The 1,458-nt window shown below is 69.5% G+C and carries 1 protein-coding gene; it reads right to left on the reverse strand.

Annotation, left to right across the window (positions count from 1 at the left end):
• Positions 1–25: 25 nt before the first annotated feature.
• Entirely contained in the window at positions 26–1,378 is a 1,353-nt protein-coding gene (locus ACGF2Y_RS36625) for an IS701 family transposase (RefSeq protein ID WP_392956426.1), read from the reverse strand.
• Positions 1,379–1,458 lie beyond the last annotated feature (80 nt).

A 1,458-nucleotide genomic window follows, 5' to 3' on the forward strand; every position in this document is an offset into this window, starting at 1 on the left:
CTGTCACGGCAGCTGTAGTTCTTGATCACGGTTGGTCGTGACGTCGGTGTCGTTGCTGGTGGCAGGCGGTCGCAACGGCTTGGTGGTGGCGGCGCCAGGCGGTCCAGTGCAGGATGTGCTCGCGGTCGCGGACGGGCGGCGGCAGCACGAGGGCTCGCAGGAGACGGATGAGCTCGGGGCAGGTCAGCGGGACGAGGTCGGGCTGTTGCTCGGCGGCCTCGTGGACGGCGGCGGCTGTGAGGGAGAGGACGGCGGCGGCGATCAGGGAGAACAGTGACCAGCGCATCCAGGAGTTCCAGCAGGTCACCTGGCCTTGATCGAGTCCGGTGAAGCCCTTGGCAAGTTGGAAGGTCTCCTCGATCCGCCACCTGCGGGATATCACTTCTACCAGCGTGCCGAGCGCGATGTCGCCGGGCGCCCAGCAGCGGAAGCAGGACACTTCGCCGGTGTAGCGGTGTCGACGCGCGACCAGCACACTCGTCCCCGCCCCGTTCACGTTCTCGCTCTCGTCGGGAGCGTCGTCGGGACGGACGTCGAGCCAGGCCCAGTCGTACTCGCGGGTGCCCTTGGTGCCGTGTCCGGTCTGTCGGCGCATCCACTGTTCGGGCCGCACCTTGTTGACCATTCTGCGGGCCTCCCGCCGGCGGCCTGCCCCGTCGGTGACCTGGTACGTAGCGGCGATGCCGACCGTGTAGCCGAGCCCGAGCGCCCGTATACCCCGGCGCAGTTCTCGGCCGCAGTACACCTCGTCGCCCGCAAACCAGCGGGCCTTCACCCCGGCAGCGAGTGCGTCGGCGGCCATGGACAGCGCCTGCTGCGGCTTCGTCGCGAACCCGATCTCCTCCGGCACCCCGGTCATCTCACGGCGTTCCTCGTCCGCGGCCCAGTCCGCCGGGAGATACAGGGCGCGATCGATCAGCACCTTCGTCGTCGCGGTGACCGCCGCCAGATGCACCGCCACCTGGCACAGTCCGACACCGCCGATCGCGCCGGAGTACCGCCGGCCGGCGCCCACACAGTCCGTGGACGACTTCGCATCCCCCGTCTCGTCCACCACCAACACCACGTCCTGTCCGGCGAGTTCATCGATTACGAGGCGGGCGATCTCCTGCCGGGCCCGCTCGTGGTCGAACCGGGCGCGCGAGAGCAGGTGCTGCAGCCGGTGCGGGCCCGGATGCCCCAGAGCCTGCGCGAGCGTCCAGCAGTTCCGCGTGTCCACCTCCAGCAACAACCCCGCGACCAGCTCCGCCGCCGTCGTCCGCGCCTCACGACGCGCGAAACAGCCCGCGACCGCCCACATCACCCTCCCGAACGTCTCGCCCCACGCCTGCCCGGCTATCGTGGCTTCCACGGCCACCGCGTCCTGATACGTCGTCACAAACGTTCATGATCGCGGTGGCCGTACTCATGCCCGCACCCGCCCCGACCAGCACAGACGCTGGAACTACAGCTGCCGTG

This window comes from Streptomyces sp. NPDC048142, from assembly GCF_043202835.1.
Lineage (GTDB): Bacteria > Actinomycetota > Actinomycetes > Streptomycetales > Streptomycetaceae > Streptomyces.